We start from the raw sequence: 22,813 nt of genomic DNA on the forward strand, positions 1-22,813 counted from the left end.
CTCGCCGCAGGCGAAGGAAAAAACAGTGTTCCAGGGCGCGTCAGCACTCAATCTCGATGCCAAAGGACGGATGACCATTCCGGCCAAGCATCGTGACGCCCTGATTGTGCAGTGCGAGGGACGCGCCACCGTGACGCGCCATCCGCATGGTTGCCTGCTGTTCTTCCCGCGCCCGACCTGGGAGACGCATCGCGAGCAGATCGCCAACTGGCCCATGTCGGCCCGTGCCTGGCAGCGTATCTTCCTGGGCAATGCCCAGGATGTGGAGCTCGACAGCGCCGGTCGCATCCTGATCGCGCCCGAGCTGCGCGCGGCCGTGGGTCTGCAGCGCGACGTGATGTTGCTGGGCATGGGTAGTCATTTCGAAATCTGGGATGCCGTCAAGCTGGCCGAAAGCGAAGCCGAGGCTGTGGCGGGCGGGATGCCGGATGTGTTGAGTAATTTTTCCTTCTGACGGCCGGACAAGATGAATTTGCAACCGGTGCCTGAGCTGCAGCACCGCACCGTGCTGTTGGATGAGGCCGTGGAGGCGCTGGCCATCACTGGCGCGCGCGCCAATGGCATTTACCTGGACGGCACTTTCGGCCGCGGCGGTCATAGTCGCGCCATCCTGTCCAGGCTGGGCCCGCAGGGCCGCTTGATCGCATTTGATAAGGACCCGTTGGCCATCGCCACGGCGCAAAAGATAGCCGATGCACGCTTCGAGATCGTGCACGACAGTTTTGCGACCATGGATGAGGCGCTTGCCGCACGCGGCATTGCCCAGGTCGACGGGGTATTGATGGATTTGGGAATCTCGTCGCCGCAGGTCGATGACGCCGCACGCGGCTTCAGTTTTCGCTTGGATGGCCCGCTGGACATGCGCATGGATACCACTCGTGGCGTGTCGGCAGCGGATTGGCTGGCAACGGCAGACGAACAGCAGATTGCAAAGGTGATACGTGATTATGGGGAAGAACGGTTTGCTCTTCAGATTGCAAAGAAGATTGTTGCTGGCCGGGCAATCGAGCCAATTTCAAGCACACGACAGCTTGCCGCGCTCGTGGCACAAGCCGTCAAAACCCGCGAGAAAGGCAAAGACCCGGCCACTCGTACCTTTCAGGCTGTACGGATTTTCGTCAATCAAGAGCTTGAAGAACTCGAAGTAGGACTGGACAAGGCATTTGCCCAGATGGCGCAGCACGGGAGATTGGTCGTGATCAGCTTTCACTCGCTGGAAGATCGCATCGTCAAGCAGTTCATGGCCTCCAAAGCCCATGCGCCGCAGCCTGACCGCCGCCTGCCGATCCGTGCGGTGGACCTGCCGCAAGCCCCGGCGCGCCTGTTGCCGCGGGTCATGCCCAGCGCTGCCGAAGTCGAATCCAATCCGCGTGCCCGCTCGGCGGTGATGCGCGGCCTGGAACGCGTGTCCCCCATTTCCTCTCTCGCCACCGAAGGGATGCCTGCATGATCGGGCGTCTGTGCATCCTGCTGACCATCTTGCTGGTGGCTTGCGCGCTGTCGGTCGTGAGCGCCCAATACAAGGCGCGCAGCTTGTTCATTGAGCTGGAACGGTCTCAGAGCGCGGCGCGCCAGCTGGACGTGGATTGGGCGCAATTGCAACTGGACCAGTCCACCCTGGGCAAGAACGCCCGCATCGAGGAACTGGCACGGCGTGACCTGGGCATGGTGCCGGTCACCGCCGCCCGTACCCAATACCTGACCGTGGGGGCGCAATGACCAAGATGCCTCCTCGCACCAACCTGGCGGGTGGCCGTGTAGCGGCGTCCAAGGGCGTGGCGTTCTCCTCCAATCCCATCCTGCAGGTCAAGCTGCCGGCCTGGCGCTCGCGTTTCGTGCTGTTCGTGCTGTTTGCCGCGTTCGTGGCACTGGTGCTGCGCGCGCTGTGGTTGCAGGGTGTGTCTACCGATTTCCTGCAGAAGCAGGGTGCCTCGCGCTACGCCCGTACCCTGGAAATGCCCGCCACGCGTGGCAAGATCACCGACCGCAATGGCCAGGTGCTGGCATCTTCGGTGCCGGTCAAGGCAATCTGGGCCATTCCCGAAGATGTGCAGGCCGCGCCCAAGGACAAGCTGGTGCAACTGGCCAAGCTGCTGGAAATGAGCGATGCCGAACTGCGCAAGAAGCTCGATTCGGACCGCAGCTTCGTCTACCTCAAGCGCCAGGTCGAACAGGACACCGCCGACAAGATCGTCAAGCTGGGCATCCCCGGCATCGAAACCCGCAAGGAATACAAGCGCTTCTATCCTGAGGGCGAGGTGATGGCGCACGTGGTCGGCTTCACCAATATCGAGGATGCCGGCCAGGATGGCATGGAGCTGGCCGCCCAGAAGACCCTGGCCGGTGTGACCGGCAGCCGGCGCGTCATCAAGGACCGCCTGGGCCGCGTGGTGGAAGATATCGAATCCATCCGCGAGCCGCATGATGGCCGCGACCTGACCCTGTCCATCGACAGCAAGATCCAGTACATCGCCTTCACGCAACTGAAGGAGGCGGTGGAAAAGTACAAGGCCAAGGCCGGCGGCATCATCGTGGTCGACGCCAAGACCGGCGAAGTGCTGGCCCTGGCCAACATGCCCACCTACAACCCCAACGACCGTTCCGAGCTGACCGGCGCGCAGTTGCGTAACCGCGTCGTGACCGATACCTTCGAGCCGGGCTCGACCCTGAAGCCCTTCACGGTGGCCCTGGCGCTGGATACGCATCGCGTCACGCCCTCCACCGTGTTCCAGACCGCGCCCGGCAAGATGACCATCGGCACCGCTACCATCGGCGACTCGCACGCCCACGGCGCGCTGACGGTGGCGCAGATCATCGAGAAGTCCTCCAACATCGGCACCGCCAAGATCGCGCTGGGGATGCCCGCCGAAGAGATGTGGGAAATGTTCACCACGGTGGGCTTCGGCCAGCAGCCCAAGTTCGGTTTCCCGGGTGCTGTGGCCGGCCGGGTGCGCCCTTACAAGTCGTGGCGCCCGATCGAACAGGCCACCATGAGCTATGGTCACGGCATCTCGGTGTCGCTGATCCAGCTGGCCCACGCCTACCTGATCTTTGCGCGCAATGGCGACATCATCCCGCTGTCTTTCACCAAGGTCACCGATTCGCCCATCGGCCAGCGCGTGATTTCGGCCGATACCGCCCTGCAGATGCGCCGTATGTTGGAAACCGTGGTTGCCCCTGGCGGCACCGCGCCCCAGGCCCAGGTGCCGGGCTATCGCGTCGGTGGCAAGACCGGTACCGCCTACAAGATCGAAAACGGCAAGTATGTGCGCAAGTACGTGGCCTCGTTCTCGGGCATCGCCCCGATGTCGGACCCGCGCCTGATCATCTCGGTGATGATCGATGAGCCGCAAGGCCAGCACTATGGCGGCCCGGTGGCAGGCCCGGTGTTTGCCAACGTGGCCGCCAATGCCTTGCGCGCCCTGAATGTACCGCCGGACTCCAGCGTGACCAACATCATCATTCCCAAAGAACCGCTTGAGGAGAGCATGTAATGGCCGAGCGCGTTCTTGATCTGCAAGACATCCTCGCCTGGCTGCGCCAGGTGGCGCCATCTGCGCAATTGAGCTCCGACTCGCGTCGCGTGGCGCCGGGTGACGTGTTCCTGGCCTACGTGGGTGACGCCGATGGCCGCTCTTATATTGCCGACGCCGTCGAGCGCGGCGCCGCTGCGGTGCTATATGAAGCAGAAGGCTATACCTGGCCGGCGCAGATCGATGAACCGCATCTGGCGGTGCCGGACCTGAAGCAACAGGCAGGCCAGATCGCGGCCGCCTGGTATGGCCAGCCCGACCAGTCCATGCTGTCCGTGGCCGTCACCGGCACCAACGGCAAGACCTCCTGCGCCTACTGGCTGGGCAGCGCGCTCTCGCGTCTGCCGGGCGCCACTGCTGCCGGCGTGGTTGGCACGCTCGGTGTGGGCAGCTTCATCAACGGCAAGTCGCAGGGCTTCGATGTGACCGGCTACACCACCCCGGACGCGGTGCTGCTGCAACGCAGCCTGGCCAAGCTAGCCCAGGCGCGGGTCGGTGCGCTGGCCATCGAGGCTTCTTCCATCGGCCTGGCGCAAGGGCGCATGAACGGGATGCACGTCGATGTTGCCCTGTTTACCAATTTCACCCGCGATCACCTGGATTTCCACGGTGACATGCAGACCTACGAAGAGGCCAAGCGCAAGCTGTTCCAGTGGCCGGGCCTCAAGCACGCCGTGCTCAACCTGGATGACCCCATGGGCCTGCGCCTGTTGCCGCTGCTGGCCGGGCGCCAGGTGCCGGTGATCGGCTATTCGATTGCCGAGCAGATCGATGCCCAGGCCGCCCACGTGGCCACCCTGCGCGCCAGCCAGCTGCGCAGCAGTCATACCGGCACCGTGTTCCATGTCGATTCGCCCTTCGGCAGCGGCCAGGTCAAGACCCAACTGGTGGGCCGCTTCAATGTCAGCAACGTGCTGGGCATCATGGGCGTGCTGCTGACCCAGGGCCTGGCCTGGGATGCCGTGGTGGCTGCTGCCGCTGCGCTCACGCCGGCTCCGGGGCGGATGCAACAGTTCGGTGGGCCGGACGTGCCGCTGATCGTGATCGACTACGCCCATACCCCCGACGCGCTCGACAAGACCCTGTCTACCCTGCGCCAGGTCGCCACCCAGCGCGGTGGCCAGTTGTGGTGCGTGTTCGGCTGCGGTGGTGATCGCGATCCGGGCAAGCGTCCGCAGATGGGGCAGATCGCCGAGCAGGCCGACCAGGTCGTGCTCACCAGCGACAACCCGCGCAGCGAAGATCCGCAAGCCATCATCGACCAGATTCGTGCCGGCATGAGTCGCATCGAACCGGTGGTGCTGCCAGACCGGGCCGGCGCCATCCTGTGGGCGATCCGCCACGCTACCCGTGCCGATGTGGTGCTGCTGGCCGGCAAGGGACATGAGTCCTACCAGGAAATCGCCGGCAAGAAACTGCCTTTCCTCGACGCCGACCATGTCGCCCTGGCCCTGGCCGCGCGCTCGACCATGATGGGAGGCGCATGATGCGATTCGATTTCCGCCAGTTGCTGGAATGGATCCGCACTGCCGAAGAGGCGGCCTCGGCGCATACCGTGCCCGGCGTGGTCAATGCCCCGGCCGGTCTGCTTGAGCTCAATGACGTGGTCACCGACAGCCGTGCGGTCAAGCCCGGCAATGTCTTCGTCGCCCTGCGCGGCGAGCGTTTCGATGCGCATGACTTCCTCGACGCCGTGGCCGCCCAAGGCGCTGCCGTCGTGGTGGTGGAGCGCGTGCCGGCGGGCTTGTCGCTGCCGGCCATCGTGGTGCCCGACAGCCGCGCTGCCTTGGGCCAGATCGCCCATGGCTGGCGCGTGCAGCGCCAGATCCCGGTCATTGGTGTGACCGGCAGCAACGGCAAGACCACCGTCAAGGAAATGATTGCCGCCATCCTCGCCGCCGCCTTTGGCGAAGACGGCTACCTGGGCACGCGCGGCAACTTCAACAACGAGATCGGCGTACCGCTGACCTTGTTCCGCCTGCGGGCGCAGCACCAGGCCGCCGTCATCGAGATGGGCATGAACCATCCGGGCGAGATCGCCGTGCTCTCACGCATCGCCGCGCCCACCTTGGGCCTGGTCAACAATGCCCAGCGCGAGCACCAGGAATTCATGGCCAGCGTGGAAGCGGTGGCGCGTGAAAACGGCGCCGTGATCCGCCACCTTCCCGCCGATGGCGTGGCCGTCTTCCCGGCCGATGATGATTTCACCGCGCTGTGGCGCGAAGAGGCTGGCGCCCGTCGCGTGCTGACCTTTGGCCTGAATGCGCAAGCCGATGTCAGCGCCAGCTACCAGGCCACGGCCTTCGGCAGCACGCTGCAGGTTACCGCCAAGGGCCTGGCTGTGCCACCGGCCCAGTTCAAGGTCGAGCTGGCCGCCGTCGGCGAACACAACGTGCGCAATGCCCTGGCTGCCACCGCCTGTGCATTGGGTGCCGGTATCGCGGTGGACGCCGTGGTGCGTGGCTTGCAGAGCTTCGCCCCGGTCAATGGCCGGTTGCAACGCAAACAGGCCAAGAGCGGTGCTCTGGTGATCGACGACACCTACAACGCCAACCCCGATTCGGTGCGCGCTGCCATCGACGTGCTGGCCAGCATCGCCGGCCCGCGTGTGCTGGTGCTGGGCGACATGGGCGAGGTCGGCGACCAGGGGCCGCAGTTCCATGCCGAGATCGGCGCCTATGCGCGCAGTCGTGGTATCCCGCTCTTCTTCGGACTGGGCGAATTGACGAAACACGCCGTCGCTGCGTATGGCGCCCCGCTGCAAGGCGTGGCCCAGGCCATGCATTGCGACGATATCGCCACCCTCAATGCAGCGGTGGAGCAGGCCGCGCCGCAAGGCGCGACCGTTTTGGTAAAAGGTTCACGCTTCATGAAGATGGAGCGAGTTGTACAGCATCTGGTCAACGTTGAATCCCTCACGCAACATCAACAGGAGACCCATTAACATGCTGGTCTGGCTCGCACAGAATTTTCAACAGGATTTCGGTTTTCTGCGCCTGTTCAACTTCATCACCTTCCGCGCGGTGTTTGCCACGTTGACGGCGCTGTTGATCGGCATGATCGCCGGCCCCGCCGTGATCCGTATGCTCACCCGCATGAAGGTCGGCCAGGCGGTGCGCACCGATGGCCCCCAGACCCACCTGATCAAGTCCGGCACCCCGACCATGGGCGGCGTGCTGATCCTGATCGGCATCGGCATTTCCACGCTGCTGTGGGCGGATCTGTCCAACCGTTTCGTCTGGATCGTGCTGATCGTCACGCTCGGCTTTGGCGCCATCGGCTGGGTCGATGACTATCGCAAGGTGGTCTACCGCGATCCCGAAGGAATGCGCTCGCGTGAAAAATATTTCTGGCAATCCCTGATCGGCCTGGTGGCGGCGTTCTACCTGGCCTTCTCGGTGTCCGAAGTGAGCAATATGAAGGTCTTCGACCTGTTCGTGGCCTGGGTGCGTTCCGGTTTCAGCCTGGACTTGCCGCCCAAGGCCGACCTGATCGTGCCCTTCTTCAAGACGGTCAGCTATCCGCTGGGCGTGTGGGGTTTCATCGCGCTGACCTATTTCGTCATCGTCGGCACCAGTAACGCCGTCAACCTGACCGATGGCCTGGATGGCCTGGCCATCATGCCCACCGTGCTGGTGGGTGCGGCTCTGGGCCTGTTCGCCTACCTGACCGGTAACGCCGCCTATGCCAAGTACCTGTTCATCCCGCACATCCCCGGTGCGGGTGAATTGCTGATCTTCTGCGGCGCCATGGGTGGCGCAGGCCTGGCCTTCCTCTGGTACAACGCCTACCCGGCGCAGGTGTTCATGGGCGACGTCGGTGCGCTGGCGCTGGGCGGCGCGCTGGGCACCATCGCCGTCATCGTGCGTCAGGAAATCGTGCTCTTCATCATGGGCGGCATCTTCGTGGTGGAAACGCTGTCGGTGATGATCCAGGTGGCCTATTTCAAATACACGAAGAAGCGCTTCGGCACGGGCCGACGCGTGTTGTTGATGGCGCCGCTGCACCATCACTACGAGCAGAAGGGCTGGAAGGAAACCCAGGTGGTGGTGCGCTTCTGGATCATCACCATGATGCTGGTGCTGCTGGGTCTGTCGACGCTGAAACTGCGCTGACGGCGCGCTGTATGAAGGAAAAAACGGCGCCCCTTGCGATTCATGCCAAGCGGCGCCCTTTGTGGTTGATGCAATTGAAGAAGTCTGTGAAGAAGTGAGTCTGGAAACAACGATGAATTACTCGGGCAAACACGTTCTGGTGCTCGGACTCGGTGAGTCCGGCCTGGCAATGGCGCGGTGGCTGGTCTACTGCGGCGCCAGCGTGCGCGTGGCCGATACCCGCAGCGAAGCGGCGCTGGCCGAGCGCCTGGCCGCCTTGCGCGCTGATGCGCCCGAGGCCCAGGCCGTGCTGGGCCAGCCGCTGGCAGCGGCCTTGCTCGATGGCATCGATTTCGTCGCTGTCAGCCCGGGCCTGGCCCCCGAGGGTGAGCTGGCACCGCTGATGCCGGTCATCGCCGAGCGCGGCCTGCCGCTATGGGGCGAGATCGAATTGTTCGCGCAGGCGCTGCTCGCCTTGCGCGAAGAAACCCTGTATCAACCGAAGATCCTGGCCATTACCGGCACCAACGGCAAGACCACGGTGACGCGCCTGACCGGCCTGCTGTGCCAGCGCGCCGGCCTGTCGGTGCAAGTGGCGGGCAATATCAGCCCGGCCGCACTGGACGTGCTGCGCGAAGCGGTCATCAAAGACCAAGTTTTCCTGGCCGAACTGGCCGAGCAGGATGCACTGGCTGCCGCCCAGGCACAGGCTGAAGCCGAAGCGCAAGCCGCGCAGCAAGCCGTGCTGGATGCCCAGCAGGCCGCCGAAGCCGAAAAGCACCGCCGCGCCGCCGCCCGCATCGAGGAGGCTGCGGCCATCGCGGTGCCGGTCATGGCGCAGCAGGCGGCGCCTAACGCGCCGCCCGAACAGCCTGAGTCACAACTGGACCTGCTGGCGCCGACCGTAGACGGCCCAGAGCCAGAAAACGGCCAGCCCGCCACCGACGCACCGGCAGACAGTGCCGAGGCAGCCAGCGAAGCGCAAGCGGAGGCCGGGAGCGAGGCCGTGGCCGAGGCCGAGGTGGGTAATGCAGCAAATGAAGATTTCGTCACCTCCACCGTGGAAGCCACGCTGCAAGTGGCTTCCGACGTGGTGCCGCAAGCCGATCCCGACGCGCCGGCTACCACAGGTGAAGCAATGAGCCTGGGCGACTTCATGGAAGTCTCGCGCAAGGCCGAGGAAGAGGCGCTGGTCGAAGTGCCGCCCCCGCCGCCGCCGGAGCCGACCTATCGTGGTTCCATGCCGCAGGCCTGGGTGCTGGAGCTCTCCAGCTTCCAGTTGCACACCACCCACAGCCTGCAGGCGCACGCGGCCACCGTGCTGAACCTGACCCAGGATCACTTGGACTGGCATGGCAGCATGGAGCACTATGCCGCCGACAAGGCCCGCATCTTCGGCCAGGACACCGTGCGCGTGCTCAATCGCGACGACGCGCTGGTCATGGAGATGGCTTCCACCGCCGCGCCGCTGTCCACCTTCGGGCTGGATGAGCCGGACACGCCCAACAGCTTCGGCCTGGTCAACGACAATGGCATGTTGTGGCTGGCCAATGCCTTCGTCCACGAAGATGACGAAGTGCCGGAAGGCAAGCGCCGCCGCAAGCAGAAGGACATGCTGCCGCCGCCGGTGACGGTCAAGCGCCTCATGCCGGCCGACGCTCTCAAGATCCGCGGCGCCCACAACGCCATGAATGCGCTGGCCGCGCTGGCCCTGTGCCGCGCCATCGACCTGCCGATGGCGCCGCTGCTGCACGGTCTGCGCGAGTACACGGGGGAACCGCACCGGGTGGAACTGGTGGGCGTGATCCAGGAAGTGGAGTACTACGACGACAGCAAGGGCACCAACGTGGGTGCCACCGTGGCAGCCTTGAACGGCCTGGGTCTGGGCGGTCGTCCCAATCGCATCGTGTTGATTGCCGGTGGCGATGGCAAGGGCCAGGACTTTTCGCCGCTGGACCTGCCGGTGCAGAAATATGCACGCGCCGTCCTGCTGATCGGCCGCGACGCCCCCGCCGTGCGCACTGCGCTGGCCGACAGCGGTGTCGAACTGATCGATTGCGCCAGCCTGGAACAGGCAGTGGAGCAGGCCGGACAGATCGCCAAGGCGGGCGACATCGTGCTGCTCTCGCCGGCTTGCGCCAGCCTGGACATGTTCCGCAACTATGCCCATCGCGCCGAGGTGTTCGTGGACGCGGTGCATGAACTGGCGCTCTCGCGCGGTGAGGTGCTGGTATGAAACTGGGCCTGTCTTCGTTGCGTAACTGGTTGGGAGGCGTCAAGCAAGCCGCCCCGGTGGCGGCTGGGCGCATACGTGCCGGCCGTGGCAGCGCATCGGGCAGCATTGGTCTGGAACAGCGTTCGCGCATGATGGAATACGACCAGCCGCTGATCTGGGTGGTGGTATTGCTGATGCTGTTCGGCATGGTGATGGTCTATTCGGCGTCGGTGGCGTTGCCGGATTCGCCCAAGTACGCCGCCTATTCGAACTATCACTTCCTGGTGCGCCAGGCGATCTTCATCGTGCTCTCCATCATCGCCGGCGCCCTGGTGTTCCGCGTGCGCATCGAGACTTGGCAGAAGTGGGCGCCCTACCTGTTCGCCGTCACCCTGATCCTGCTGCTGCTGGTGCTGATCCCGGGCGTGGGCAAGGGTGTCAATGGCGCCAAGCGCTGGCTGTCGCTGAAGATCATCAACCTGCAACCGTCCGAATTGATGAAGCTCTTCATCGTGCTCTACGCCGCCGACTACACGGTGCGCAAGCAGGCGGTGATGCACAAGCTGGTCAAGGGCTTCTTCCCGATGGCCGCAGCTGTCGGCCTGGTCGGTTTGCTGCTGCTGCTGGAGCCCGACCTGGGCGCGTTCGGCGTGATCGTCTGCATTGCCATGGGCATCCTGTTCCTGGGGGGCATCAACGGGGTCTGGTTCGGCGGCATCGGCGCCACGCTGGTGGGCGTGTTCTCGTTGGTCATTGTGACCTCGCCGTGGCGGCGCGAGCGTATCTTCGCCTATCTGAATCCCTGGGAAGAAGACAATGCGCTGGGCAAGGCTTACCAGTTGTCGCACTCGCTGATCGCCTTCGGGCGCGGCGAGCTGTTCGGCGTGGGCCTGGGCAGCAGTGTGGAGAAATTGCATTACCTGCCGGAGGCGCATACCGACTTCCTGCTGGCCGTCATCGGCGAGGAACTCGGCTTTGCCGGCGTGCTGGTGGTGGTGCTGCTGTTCTACTGGCTGGTCAAGCACGCCTTCGAGATCGGTCGCCAGGCCATCGCCCTGGACCTGACCTTTGCCGGCCTGGTGGCCAAGGGCATCGGTATCTGGCTGGGCGTGCAGGCGTTCATCAACATGGGGGTGAACCTGGGTCTGCTGCCCACCAAGGGTCTGACGCTGCCGCTGATGAGCTATGGTGGCTCGGGTGTGCTGTTGAATTGCGTGGGCCTGGCCATCCTGTTGCGTATCGATTATGAAAACCGGGTCTTGATGCGCGGAGGTCGCCTATGAACGCGCCGCGCAAGTTGCTCATCATGGCCGCCGGCACCGGCGGGCATATCTTCCCCGGCCTGGCCATTGCCGACACCATGCGTGCGCGTGGCTGGCAAGTGAGCTGGCTGGGTACCTCGCATGGCATGGAGCGCGAGCTGGTGCCGCGCCATGGCGTGGAGATGGACAGCATCGTCTTCGCCGGCCTGCGCGGCAAGGGTCTGATGCATACGCTCAAGGGCGTGTGGCGTCTGGCGGCAAGCTTCTTGCATTGCCATGCCATCCTCGGTCGTCGGCGCCCCGATGTGGTGCTGGGCATGGGCGGTTACGTGACCGTGCCGGGCGGCATGATGGCGCGCCTGCGCGGCAAGCCGCTGGTGCTGGTCAATGCGGATGCGGCGCTGCTGCTGTCCAACAAGACCCTGACGCCGATGGCGACCAGGGTGCTGTTCGGCTTCCCTGCCGATTTTGGCAAGGCAGCGGGCAAGGCCGAGGTCACCGGCAATCCGGTGCGCAAGGAAATCATTGCGCTGCCGCCGCCGGCCCAGCGTTACGCCGGCCACAGCGGTGTGCTGAAGATCCTGGTGGTGGGCGGCAGCCTGGGTGCCAAGGTCTTGAATGACAACGTTCCCGCGGCGCTGGCGAAGTTGCCCGCCGAGTTGCGCCCGCAAGTGACGCATCAATCGGGCAAGCAGCACATCGCGGCCTTGCGCGCCGCTTACGAGGCCGCAGGCGTGCAGGCCGAAGTGGTCGATTTCATCGACGATATGCCGCGCCGCTATGCCCAGGCCGATCTGGTGATCTGCCGCGCCGGGGCCATCACGGTCTCCGAGCTGACGGCAGCTGGCGTGGCCAGCGTGCTGGTCCCGCTGGCGGTGTCGACCACCTCGCACCAGATTGATAACGCCAGGTGGATGGCAGAAAACAAGGCGGCCATTCACTTGCCGCAACGCGAACTGACGCCGGAGCACCTGGCCGGTTTGCTACAGAAACTGGACCGCGCTGCCTGTCAGGAGATGGCGCAGGCGGCATACGAACAAGGCCGGCGCGATGCCAACGAGGCGATCGCGCGGGTGCTGGAAGGACTGGTAACACCATGAAGCATCGTGTCAAGAACATCCATTTTGTGGGCATCGGCGGCTCAGGCATGAGCGGCATTGCTGAAGTTTTGTTCAACCTTGGCTATGGCGTCTCGGGCTCGGACCTCGGCAGCAACGCCGCCACCCAGCGCCTGGCGCAACTGGGTGCGTGCATCCGCTATGGTCACGCCGCCGAGAACATCGAAGGCGCCGACGCCATCGTGACCTCCACCGCCGTCAAGGGCGACAACCCGGAAGTGCTGGCCGCGCGCAAGAAGCACATCCCCATCGTGCCGCGTGCGGTGATGCTGGGCGAACTGATGCGCCTGAAGAAGGGTATCGCCATTGCCGGCACCCACGGCAAGACCACCACCACCAGCCTGGTGGCGAGCGTGCTGGCGCAAGGCGGACTGGACCCGACCTTCGTCATCGGCGGTCGCCTCACCAGCGCCGGTGCCAATGCCAAGCTGGGGACCGGCGAATTCATCGTGGCCGAGGCCGATGAATCAGATGCCTCGTTCTTGAATCTGACGCCCGTGATCGAAGTCATCACCAATATCGATGCCGATCACATGGAAACCTACAACCATGACTTCGCGCGCCTGAAGCAGGCCTTCGTCGAGTTCACCCAGCGCCTGCCGTTCTACGGCGTGGCCGTGCTCTGCCTGGATGATCCGCACGTGCGCGAGATCATGCCGATGGTCTCCAAGCCCATCCTGACCTATGGCTTTCATGCCGACGCCGATGTGCGCGCCATCGAGGCCAGCGCGGTTGATGGCAAGATGGAATTCACCGTGATCCAGGACGGCTATGCGCCCATGAAGGTGAGCCTGAACCAGCCCGGGATGCACAACGTCCAGAATGCCTGCGCCGCCATTGCCATTGCGCGCGAGCTGGACGTGGACGATGCCGCCACCCAGAAGGCGCTGACCGAATTCAATGGCGTGGGTCGCCGCTTCACCCGTTATGGCGAGGTGCCCATCACCGACGCCCAGGGCAATCCGGCCGGTCATTTCACCCTGGTCGACGACTACGGCCATCACCCGGTCGAGACCGCCGCCACCATCGCCGCCGCCCGTGGCGCCTATCCGGGCCGCCGCCTGGTGCTGGCCTTCCAGCCGCATCGCTATACCCGCACGCGCGACCTGTTCGAGGACTTCGTCAAGGTCTTGTCCTCGCCTGATGTGCTGGTGCTGGGCGAGGTGTATGCCGCCGGTGAAGCGCCCATCGTGGCCGCCGATGGCCGTTCGCTGGCCCATGCGTTGCGTGCGGCCGGCAAGGTCGAGCCGGTGTTCGTGGACGATATCGGCGACATGCCCGAGACCATCCGCAACGTGGTGCGCGATGGCGATGTGGTCATGACCATGGGGGCGGGATCGATTTCCGCAGTGCCGGGGCGCCTGGTGGCGCAGGCCGGTGGCAAGAACGAACAGGGGGCAGCATGATCAGCCAGGACCAGATCAAGGCCTTTGGCCGTGTCGGTGTGCTCTTCGGTGGTCGTTCCGCCGAGCGCGAAGTATCGCTGATGTCGGGCAATGGCGTGCTGCAGGCCTTGCGCAGCAAGGGCGTGGATGCGCATCCCTTCGACCCGGCCGAACGCAGCCTGGGCGAGTTGCAGGCCGAGCAGTTCGACCGCGTCTTCATCGCCCTGCATGGTCGCTATGGCGAAGACGGTACGCTGCAAGGCGCGCTGGAACAGATGGGCTTGCCCTACACCGGCCCGGGCGTGATGGCCTCGAGCATCGCCATGGACAAGATCATGACCAAGCGCATCTGGCTCTCGCACGGCCTGGTCACGCCGCGCTTCCTGAGCCTGGATGCCAAGAGCACCACACGTGAACAATTGCGCGTGGTCCCCGATGAGCTGGGCCTGCCGCTGATGTTGAAGGCACCGCACGAGGGTTCGACCATCGGCATTGCCAAAGTGAATGGTTATTCCGACATGCAGGTCAGCTTCGACATGTGCGCTCGCTATGACAGCGTGGTGCTGGCCGAGGAATTCATCCGTGGCCGTGAACTGACGGTGCCGGTGCTGGGCAAAGGACGCGATGCGCGGGCCTTGCCGATCATCGAGATCTGCGCGCCGGGTGGCAATTACGACTACCAGAACAAGTATTTCACCGACGACACGAAATATTATTGCCCCGCCCCGCTGGATGAGGAACTGACGCGCCATATCCAGGATCTGGCGGTACGGGCCTTCAATGCGCTGGGTTGCCGCGGCTGGAGCCGGGTGGACTTCATGCTGCGCGAGGGGGATGGCAAGGCCGAGCCTTACCTGATCGAAATCAATACCTCACCCGGCATGACCGGCCATTCGTTGGTGCCGATGGCGGCCAAGGCGGTGGGCATGAGTTATGAAGATCTGTGCTGTGAAATTCTGCAGATGGCCGCGCTGGACATGAGGCCATCCAAGGACTGGACGCCGCAGGTGGCACAGTCGTGATGGCACAGGTTTAAGGAAGCACGCGTCGATGTGGCAGGACGTCAAGATGCTCAACGCCATCAGCAGTGCGCTCTTTGCGCTGGTGCTGCTGGCCTTGCTGGCATCCGGTTTATGGTGGGTGGCGCAGCGGCCGATGTTTACGCTGCACACGATACGCATTGAGAGCGCCAGCGACTTGCCGCTGGAAAAGGTCAATGCGTTGACGGTGCGAGCGACCGCGGTGCCGCGCATCCACGGCAATTTCTTCACTGCCGACCTGACGGCGGTGCGCGCGGCCTTCGAGGCCGTGCCTTGGGTGCGCAAGGCCATGGTGCGGCGTGAATGGCCGGACCGGCTGGTGGTGAAGATCGAGGAACACAAGGCCCTGGGTACCTGGGGTGAAGATGGCAAGTTGTTGTCGCAGAAGGGTGACGTGTTCACCGCCAACCTGGCTGAGGCCGAGGACGACGGTGACCTGCTGGAGTTCGATGGCCCGCCCGGCAGCGAGAAGCAGGTGGTGGCGCGGCTGGCGCAGTTTCGCCAGTGGTTTGCCCCGATCAAGCTGGAGCCGGAGTCGGTGGTGCTGTCCAATCGCTATGCCTGGACCGTGCGGCTGGACAATGGCATGACGGTGGAGCTGGGGCGCGAGCAGGGTGATGCCGTCTTGAAGGAACGTGTGGCAAGGCTGGTGGCGGTATATCCGCAACTGATGGAACGATTGCAAGGAAAGATAGAAAGCGTCGACTTGCGCTATCCCAACGGGATGGCCTTGAAGGCGGATGGCCTGGTGCTGGCGGCAATGAACGGGAAAAAGAAATAAGCGGAACGCTATGACAAAAGACGCAAAAAATCTGATCGTCGGTCTGGACATCGGCACCTCGAAAGTGGTGGCGGTGGTGGCCGAGGTGCTGCCCGATGGCCGCCATGAAGTGATCGGGCTGGGGCAGTCCGAATCCAAGGGGCTCAAGAAAGGCGTGGTGGTCAACATCGAGGCCACCGTCGAATCGATCCAGCGTGCGCTGGAAGAAGCCGAGCTCATGGCCGACTGCAAGATCCGCAATGTCTATACCGGCATTGCGGGCAGCCACATTCGCAGCTTCAATTCCAGCGGCATGGTCGCCATCAAGGACAAGGAAGTGACCGCGGCTGACGTCTCGCGCGTGATCGAGACTGCCAAGGCGGTCAACATCCCGACCGACCAGCAACTGCTGCATACGGTCCCGCAGGAATTCATCGTCGACAACCAGGAAGACGTGCGCGAGCCCATCGGCATGAGCGGCATCCGCCTGGAAGTGAAGGTGCACATCGTCACCGGGGCCGTGTCGGCGGTGCAGAATATCGTCAAGTGCGTGCGCCGCTGCGGCTTGGAAGTGTCGGACCTGATCCTGCAACCGATGGCCTCGGCCGATTCGGTGCTGATCACCGATGAGCGCGAGCTGGGCGTGGTGCTGGTCGATATCGGTGGTGGCACCACCGATGTGGCGGTCTTCACCGAAGGCGCGATCCGCCATACCGCCGTGATCCCGATTGCCGGTGACCAGATCACCAACGATATCGCCATGGCCTTGCGCACGCCGACCCTGGAAGCCGAAGAGATCAAGCTGCGCTATGGCGTGGCCAAGCAGATCCTGGCCGACCCCACCGAGACACTGGAAGTGCCGGGCCTGGGGGACCGCAATCCGCGCACCTTGTCGCGCCAGGCGCTGGCCGCCGTGATCGAGCCGCGGGTGGAAGAGCTGTTTGCGCTGGTGCACCAGGTGGTACGCGAATCGGGTTACGAAGAAGTGCTGTCCTCGGGCATCGTCTTGACCGGTGGCTCGGCCATGATGCCGGGCATGACCGAACTGGCCGAAGACATCTTCCTCAAACCGGCCCGCCTGGGCACGCCCGAGTACAGCGGCCAGTTGGCCGATGTGGTGCGTAGCCCGCGTTACTCGACCGTGCTGGGTCTGTTGCAGGAAGCCAAGAAGCAATACCTGCGCGGTTACATCGTGACCCGTCAGGAAGGGTCGGTGAAGGCGGTCTGGCAGCGTATGAAGGAATGGTTCCTGGGCAATTTTTGAAGCGGCTGCGCAGGCGCTTGCGCATGACCGGTAGTGAATGCATCAGGATGTAAAAGCATTGGTAGTTGCTGGCGTATCAGTTGTAGGGTTCAGGCAGCAAAAATGACAAGAATGGCAGCAAACTGGCAGGACAGTTTTTTTAGAATAGCGGTATCAAGGCATGACTCGCAGCAGTGGCAGCATCGGCAGCATACGCATCAAAAAGCAATAACAGGGAATTGAACCTCTAGACAGCAGTGGTCAGTTGCTAGTCGTCACACCGCGTGATGCCTATCAACTGCCAGCTGCAGGACACATATATTTTAAGGAGTCATCATGGAAATCGATATGGTCGACAATGCGACGCTGGGTACGATCATCAAGGTCGTGGGCGTTGGCGGTGCTGGCGGCAATGCCGTGCAGCACATGATTAACAAGGGTGTGTCCGGCGTCGAATTCATCGCCGCCAACACGGATGCCCAGGCGTTGAAGCAATCCAAGGCGCACAACGTCATCCAGATCGGCGACACCGGCCTGGGAGCAGGGATGCAGCCGGAAATCGGCCGCCGCCTGGCCGAGGAAACCCGCGCCCGCATCGAAGACTCCCTGCGCGGCGCGCACATGGTCTTCATCGCGGCTGGCATGGGTGGTGGCACCGGCACCGGTGCTGCTCCGGTGGTGGCGCAAGTGGCCAAGTCGCTGGGCGCACTGACGGTGGCCGTGGTCTCCAAGCCGTTCTCGTATGAAGGCCAGAAGTGCATGGACATCGCCGATGCCGGTCTGGAAGAGCTGTCCCAGCACGTCGATTCGCTCATCATCATCCTCAACGAAAAACTGGAAGAGATCTACGAAGACGACAGCATGATCGAATGGCTGTCGCACGCCGATGACGTGTTGAACAATGCGGTGGCCGGTATTGCCGAAATCATCAACGTGCCGGGCCATATCAACGTCGACTTCAACGACGTCAAGACCATCATGGGCGAGCAGGGCAAGGCCATGATGGGTACCGCGACTGCGGCCGGCGTGGACCGTGCCCGCGTGGCTGCCGAGCAGGCCGTGGCTTCGCCGCTGCTGGATGGCATCGACCTGTCCGGCGCGCGTGGCGTGCTGGTCAACGTCACCGCCAGCCGCAGCCTGAAGGGTAAGGAAATCAAGGAAGTCATGGCCACCGTGCGTGCCTTCGCCGCTCCCGACGCCTCCATCGCACAAGGTATCGCCTACGATGATGGCATGGGCGATGAAATCCGCGTGACCGTGGTGGCCACCGGCCTGGGCCGTGCCCGCAAGGCAGTGCAACTGGTGCAGACCCCGGTCATGCGCACCGGTACCCACAACGAGCCGATGATGGCCGTCGGTGGCAACCTGCAGCAAGGCGCAGCCCAACCCGCTGGTGCGCCATTCGGTGGCTTGAAGGCGCCGGCGGTGTGGCGTCGCGAGTCGGCCTCCGACACCGTACGCGCGCTGGAAAAGAACGGGATGGAAACCTACGACATCCCGGCCTTCCTGCGCAAGCAGGCGGACTGATCCTGCTCTGCCAAGGCGGGTCTGCAGCTTCACAGCAGGCTGGCCGGTTCCAAGGCATACTAACGCCGCGCCTGGTGCGCGGCGTTTTTTTATCTCCCCTATTCATATCCATATTCATACAACCAGACGAGGAAAGATCATGACCATCAAGATTGGCGAGCACCTGCCCGAAGGCACCCTGACCGAATTCATCGAGACCGAAACCGAAGGCTGCAGCCTGGGCCCCAATGCCTTCAAGGTGTCGGATCTGGTCAAGGGCAAGAAGATCGCCCTATTCGCGCTGCCCGGCGCCTTTACCCCGACCTGTTCGGCCAAGCATGTGCCGGGCTACATCGCACTGGCTGACCAGTTCAAGGCCAAGGGTGTGGATGAGATCTGGTGCATCTCGGTCAACGACGCCTTCGTCATGGGCGCCTGGGGCCGCGACCAGAAGGCCACCGGCATCGTGCGCATGTTCGGCGACGGCAGCGCCACCTTCACCAAGGCCCTGGGCATGGAATTCGACCTGACCGAGCGCAACATGGGGGTGCGCTCGCAGCGTTACTCCATGCTGGTGGAAGACGGCGTGGTCAAGCAACTGAACCTGGAAGCTGCCGGCAAGTTCGAAGTCTCCAACGCCGAGACCCTGCTGGCCCAACTGGGCTGATCGCAGCCCTCCCTGCATGGCGGACGTGGGGCGGCACGGCATTTTTCCTGTGTGGAAATGAGTCGTGCCGCATCACGTCCATCTGACGCAGTCCTGACGGCGCTTGCAGATGGGAACGATTTGCAACACCGCCGCGCTGGCCGGGGCGAGGGCAGGGCATCTTGGCTATAATGGCCGGATGTTGAAACAGCGCACAATCAAGAATCTGGTCAAGACCACTGGCGTGGGCCTGCACTCGGGCACCAAGGTCGAGCTCACCCTGCGTCCGGCCGCGCCCGATACCGGCATCATCTTCCGCCGTATCGATCTCGACCCGGTGGTCGAGCTGCCGATGATCGCCACCGGCGTGGGCGACACCCGCATGGCCTCGACCCTGACCAAGGATGGTGCCAAGGTATCCACCGTCGAACACCTGCTGTCGGCCTGTGCTGGCCTGGGCATCGACAACCTCTATATCGATCTGACCGCCGAAGAAATCCCCATCATGGATGGTTCGGCATCGTCCTTCGTGTTCCTGCTGCAGCAGGCCGGCCTGCAGGAGCAGAACGCGCCCAAGAAATTCATCCGCGTGAAAAAGCCGGTGGAAGTACGCGAAGGAAGGGGCGACAAGGAGAAATGGGCGCGCCTGGAACCCTATGACGGTTTCCGCCTGAAGTTCTTCATCGAATTCAACCATCCCGCCGTGGATGGCACCGGACAGGTGGCCGAGGTCGACTTCGGCATCGACTCCTACGTCAAGGAAATCGCCCGCGCGCGCACCTTCGGCTTCATGCAGGACGTGGAAACCCTGCGCGGCATGGGCCTGGCCCGTGGTGGTTCCTTCGAGAACGCCATCGTCATGGATGAGTACCGCATCCTCAATGCCGATGGCCTGCGCTACGACAACGAGTTCGTGCGCCACAAGATCCTCGACGCCATCGGCGACCTTTACATCATCGGCCATCCGCTCTTAGCCAGCTATGACGCCCACAAGTCCGGCCACGGTCTGAACAATCTGCTGCTGCGTGAATTGCTGTCGCAGCCGGATGCCTATGAAATCGTCAGCTTCGACAAGCTCGAACAGGCCCCGCAGACCTACGTGATGCAAGCCCAGCAGGAGTGGGCATTGAACTGATCCGATGCGCCGTGCAGCCGACCTGAAGGGCGGCGCGGCGACATGTCAGGTTTCGTCATTTTTCGATATTTCGCCGCTATCGCATCTTCTTCTGCTGCGAATTACCTGTCAAGCGACCAGGTAAAAGAACCCGTCGCGACTTCTCTGTAAGGTCTCCCGCATGTCATTTTTTTCGGGAGACCATCATGCCATTGAGTCGACGCGACTTTCTCAAGACCACCGCCGCCACCAGCATCGCCGCAGGCGGACTGACCCTGTTCGGCACCCATGAGGTGTTCGGCAAGGACACCACCCTCATTCCCAGCGCCTGTCATTGGGGACCGTTCAAGGCGGTCGTGAAGAAAGGCGTATTGGGCGGCATCCAGCCGCTGCCGGAGCTCGACGCCACGCCAACCACCATGCTGACCAAGGGCGTGTTAAGCCGGGTCTACAGCAAGACCCGGGTGGCTGCGCCGATGGTGCGCAAGTCGTGGCTGGCCAGACGCGGCGCCGATGCCGCCACGCGCCACCTGCGTGGCCACGAGCCCTTCGTGCAGGTGAGCTGGGACGAAGCGCTGGCCCTGGTGGCCGAGGCCATCCTCAGCACCGCCGAGCAGCATGGCAACCAGGCGCTGTTCAGTTCTTCCTACGGCGGCTGGTCGCACGCCGGACTGATGCGCCCGCAGGTGCTGCAGGGACGGTTGTTCGGGTTGATCGGCGGCCACTCCACGACGACTGGCGATTATTCCGGCGGCGCTTCGCAGATCAGCCTGCCCTACGTCATCGGCGACATGGAAGTCTATTCGCCGCAAACTTCCTGGGAAGTCGTGGCCGCGCATACCGACATCATGGTCTGGGTCGGGGCCGACCCGATCAAGAACAATCGCATCGAATACACGGTGGCCGATCACCAGATGACGGAAAACTGGAAGAAGATCCGTGCGCGCGGCGTGAAATTCATTTCCATCAATCCCCAGTACACCGCCACCGACGAGCTGCTGCAAGCCGAGTGGATCAAGATCGTCCCCAATACCGATACCGCCCTGTTCCTGGCCATGGCCTTCCACGTCCTGAGCACGGGACGGCAGGACCAGGCCTATCTGGCGAAGTACACGGTCGGCTTCGAACGGTTCCGCGATTACCTGCTGGGGCGGGACGCGGATGGTTCTCCCCCCAAGACGCCGGAGTGGGCCGCCGCCATCACGGGAGTACCGGCAGCGCAGATCAGGACGCTGGCCGAGCTGTTCTCTGGCCCGCAGCGAGTGCAGTTCGCCGGGGCCTGGTCGCTGCAGCGTGCGCATCATGGTGAGATGACGCACTGGGCCATCATCAACTTCGCCGCCATGGTCGGCAAGATCGGCAAGCCCGGCCAGGGCGTGGGATTCAGTTGGCATTACGGTGGCGGTGGCATGGTGCAATCCAATGCCATCATGCCGGTCGGGCTGTCGCAGGGACGTAATCCCGTGACCACGCGCTGCCCCGCTTCGCGCATCAGCGAGATGCTGCTCAATCCGGGCGGCAAGTACACCCGCGATGGCGCCACCCACAGCTATCCCGATGTCAGGCTGATCTACAACGCCGGCAATAATTTCCTCTCGCACCAGCAGAACACCAATGAACTGATCCGCGCCCTGAACCGGCAGGTCCCGACCATCATTTGCCAGGACCCCTGGTGGTGTGCCTCGGCGCGCTTTGCCGACATCGTGCTGCCGGCCACCTCCGAGCTGGAGCGCAATGACATCAGCAGCGGTGGCACCTACAGCAACGACAAGATCTATGCGATGCGTCAGGTGATCCAACCCTATGGGCAGAGCCTGGACGACTTGGAGATATTCAGCCGCCTGGCTGGCCTGATGGGCGTGGGTTACCAATTTACCGAGGGCAAGAGCATCATGCAGATCCTGACGGAATCCTTCCAGGCGGCGCAGCCCACGCTATCCTTCCAGCGCTTCTGGCGCGAGGGCGTGGCCAGGCTGCCGGTGCCGCAGGAAATGCGGGGCTGGGTCCGCCATGGGGACTTCTACCGGGACCCGGAGCAACATCCCCTGCATACCCGCTCGGGCAAGATCGAACTGTATTGCGCCCAGATCGACAGTTTCAAGCTGCCCGACTGCCCGCCCATGCCCAAGTATCTGGAACCCGCCGAGTTCCTGGGCAATGCCAAGCCGGGCCAGGTCCATGTGGTAAGTCCGCATCCGTGGAACCGCGTCCATTCGCAGATGGCCCAGGCTGACGTGCGCTTCGAGCAGAACGTGCAGGGGCGGCAGCATGTGCTGATCAATTCGCAGGATGCGGCCGCACTGGATATCCGGGACGGCGATCTGGTGGAGTTGAGCAATGCGCGCGGCACCCTCATCGCCGGCGCCGCCATCACCGGTCGTATCATGCAGGGCGTGGTCAGTCTGGAAGAGGGCAACTGGATTCAGCTGGATTCACGCGGACGCTGCAACAGCGGTTCCATCAACATGATCACCAGCAGCATCGCCGCCAGCGGGCTGAGCCAGGCGACCAGCGCCAACACCTGCCTGGCCACGCTGCGCCGCTGCGACGATGCCGAATCCCCCAACCGCGCCTATGAACCGCCGGCCATCGAACGCACCGGCAAGCTCGGCATCGATGTGGCGGCGCTGCGGCTGGCCGAGCGGGCGGCCGCGATCAAGGGTGATGCGATCACCCATTTGTCGCCGGGCGAGAAACTCTTCTATGAACGCTGCACGCTCTGCCATGTCCCGCGCGAGCCCGGCGACTATACCCAGAAGCAGTGGCTCGGCATTACCGAGAGCATGTTCCCGCGCGCCGGACTGGACGAGGGGCAGAAAAAGTCGGTGCTGGAATTCCTGCTCAACCATGCCCGGGATGCCGCGCCGATGTAAGCCCGGGCAACGCCGGCCACGGCT

General features: G+C 63.6%; 18 protein-coding genes. All 18 read left to right on the forward strand.

Annotated elements, in window-relative coordinates; translation table 11 throughout:
- The first annotated feature begins 25 nt into the window (after positions 1-25).
- The 18 genes from mraZ to RC54_RS01600 all read left to right on the forward strand — a co-directional run bounded on the left by mraZ (position 26) and on the right by RC54_RS01600 (position 22,789).
- A complete protein-coding gene (gene mraZ, locus RC54_RS01515; protein WP_006465511.1) occupies positions 26-454 on the forward strand; it encodes a division/cell wall cluster transcriptional repressor MraZ in 429 nt (142 codons plus the stop codon).
- 12 nt (positions 455-466) lie between these two features.
- Positions 467-1,450, forward strand: a complete 984-nt coding sequence (gene rsmH / locus RC54_RS01520) for a 16S rRNA (cytosine(1402)-N(4))-methyltransferase RsmH (RefSeq protein ID WP_058893994.1) — start codon at positions 467-469, stop codon at positions 1,448-1,450.
- Positions 1,447-1,719 (forward strand): cell division protein FtsL, encoded by a 273-nt coding sequence (gene ftsL / locus RC54_RS01525; protein WP_058893995.1) that lies wholly within the window; start codon positions 1,447-1,449, stop codon positions 1,717-1,719. The genes rsmH and ftsL overlap by 4 nt, the downstream gene beginning before the upstream one ends.
- A complete protein-coding gene (locus tag RC54_RS01530; protein WP_058893996.1) occupies positions 1,716-3,494 on the forward strand; it encodes a peptidoglycan D,D-transpeptidase FtsI family protein in 1,779 nt (592 codons plus the stop codon). Before ftsL ends, RC54_RS01530 begins: the two co-directional genes overlap by 4 nt.
- Positions 3,494-5,020, forward strand: a complete 1,527-nt coding sequence (locus RC54_RS01535; protein WP_058893997.1) for a UDP-N-acetylmuramoyl-L-alanyl-D-glutamate--2,6-diaminopimelate ligase — start codon at positions 3,494-3,496, stop codon at positions 5,018-5,020. Before RC54_RS01530 ends, RC54_RS01535 begins: the two co-directional genes overlap by 1 nt.
- Complete coding sequence (locus tag RC54_RS01540; protein WP_061789485.1) at positions 5,017-6,477, forward strand: UDP-N-acetylmuramoyl-tripeptide--D-alanyl-D-alanine ligase; 1,461 nt, start codon at positions 5,017-5,019, stop codon at positions 6,475-6,477. The genes RC54_RS01535 and RC54_RS01540 overlap by 4 nt, the downstream gene beginning before the upstream one ends.
- Before the next feature lies 1 nt (position 6,478).
- Positions 6,479-7,648 (forward strand): phospho-N-acetylmuramoyl-pentapeptide-transferase, encoded by a 1,170-nt coding sequence (gene mraY, locus RC54_RS01545; RefSeq protein ID WP_058893999.1) that lies wholly within the window; start codon positions 6,479-6,481, stop codon positions 7,646-7,648.
- Positions 7,649-7,760: 112 nt separating this feature from the next.
- Entirely contained in the window at positions 7,761-9,863 is a 2,103-nt protein-coding gene (gene murD / locus RC54_RS01550; protein WP_061789486.1) for a UDP-N-acetylmuramoyl-L-alanine--D-glutamate ligase, read from the forward strand.
- Positions 9,860-11,125, forward strand: a complete 1,266-nt coding sequence (gene ftsW, locus RC54_RS01555; protein WP_044531744.1) for a putative lipid II flippase FtsW — start codon at positions 9,860-9,862, stop codon at positions 11,123-11,125. Before murD ends, ftsW begins: the two co-directional genes overlap by 4 nt.
- The gene (gene murG, locus RC54_RS01560; protein ID WP_058894001.1) at positions 11,122-12,204 is read left to right on the forward strand and encodes an undecaprenyldiphospho-muramoylpentapeptide beta-N-acetylglucosaminyltransferase; all 1,083 of its coding nucleotides are present in this window, start codon (positions 11,122-11,124) and stop codon (positions 12,202-12,204) included. Before ftsW ends, murG begins: the two co-directional genes overlap by 4 nt.
- Positions 12,201-13,628, forward strand: a complete 1,428-nt coding sequence (gene murC / locus RC54_RS01565) for a UDP-N-acetylmuramate--L-alanine ligase (protein WP_017451935.1) — start codon at positions 12,201-12,203, stop codon at positions 13,626-13,628. The genes murG and murC overlap by 4 nt, the downstream gene beginning before the upstream one ends.
- Positions 13,625-14,629 (forward strand): D-alanine--D-alanine ligase, encoded by a 1,005-nt coding sequence (locus RC54_RS01570; protein ID WP_061789487.1) that lies wholly within the window; start codon positions 13,625-13,627, stop codon positions 14,627-14,629. The genes murC and RC54_RS01570 overlap by 4 nt, the downstream gene beginning before the upstream one ends.
- Before the next feature lie 28 nt (positions 14,630-14,657).
- Positions 14,658-15,428, forward strand: coding sequence for a cell division protein FtsQ/DivIB (locus RC54_RS01575; RefSeq protein ID WP_058894002.1), 771 nt, complete (start codon positions 14,658-14,660; stop codon positions 15,426-15,428).
- A 10-nt stretch (positions 15,429-15,438) separates the two neighbouring features.
- On the forward strand, positions 15,439-16,671 hold the full coding sequence (gene ftsA / locus RC54_RS01580; RefSeq protein ID WP_061789488.1) for a cell division protein FtsA: 1,233 nt from the start codon (positions 15,439-15,441) through the stop codon (positions 16,669-16,671).
- Between the two features lie 315 nt (positions 16,672-16,986).
- On the forward strand, positions 16,987-18,177 hold the full coding sequence (ftsZ, locus tag RC54_RS01585) for a cell division protein FtsZ (RefSeq protein ID WP_061789489.1): 1,191 nt from the start codon (positions 16,987-16,989) through the stop codon (positions 18,175-18,177).
- A 139-nt stretch (positions 18,178-18,316) separates the two neighbouring features.
- Positions 18,317-18,823 carry a peroxiredoxin gene (locus tag RC54_RS01590; RefSeq protein WP_043347182.1) on the forward strand — a complete coding sequence of 169 codons (507 nt, stop codon included), beginning with the start codon at positions 18,317-18,319 and terminating at the stop codon, positions 18,821-18,823.
- Positions 18,824-19,001: 178 nt separating this feature from the next.
- On the forward strand, positions 19,002-19,937 hold the full coding sequence (gene lpxC, locus RC54_RS01595; protein WP_058894003.1) for a UDP-3-O-acyl-N-acetylglucosamine deacetylase: 936 nt from the start codon (positions 19,002-19,004) through the stop codon (positions 19,935-19,937).
- A 185-nt stretch (positions 19,938-20,122) separates the two neighbouring features.
- A complete protein-coding gene (locus tag RC54_RS01600; protein WP_061789490.1) occupies positions 20,123-22,789 on the forward strand; it encodes a molybdopterin-dependent oxidoreductase in 2,667 nt (888 codons plus the stop codon).
- Positions 22,790-22,813: the final 24 nt, after the last annotated feature.

The sequence above is a fragment of the Herbaspirillum rubrisubalbicans genome (genome assembly GCF_003719195.1).
GTDB classification, from domain to species: Bacteria; Pseudomonadota; Gammaproteobacteria; order Burkholderiales; family Burkholderiaceae_D; genus Herbaspirillum; species Herbaspirillum rubrisubalbicans.